Origin of the sequence: Eubacterium sp. AF34-35BH (genome assembly GCF_003477765.1) — a bacterium.
Taxonomy (GTDB): domain Bacteria; phylum Bacillota; class Clostridia; order Lachnospirales; family Lachnospiraceae; genus Eubacterium_G.
Map to the genome: position 1 here is coordinate 1 of NZ_QUDZ01000013.1, position 236 is coordinate 236.

Annotated in this window: 1 protein-coding gene; it reads right to left on the reverse strand. The window is 32.6% G+C overall.

What is annotated here, in order from left to right:
• Positions 1 to 236 (reverse strand): hypothetical protein (locus DWZ69_RS12215; RefSeq protein WP_207663664.1); only part of this gene is annotated, 236 nt, incomplete at both ends.

Consider the following 236-nt stretch of genomic DNA (forward strand, 5'->3'; position numbering starts at 1 on the left):
ACTTGGAAAAATACATCCCTTTTGCTTGTTTTTTGCTAAAAGGGGTGTACTTTGGGGGAATTATCTTTGTTTTGTTAATTTCATGCTTGGAAAAATACATCCCTTTTGCTTGTTTTTTGCTAAAAGGGGTGTACTTTTGGGGAATTATCTTTGTTTTGTTAATTTCATACTTGGAAAAATACATCCCTTTTGCTTGTTTTTTGCTAAAAGGGGTGTACTTTTGGGGAATTATCTTT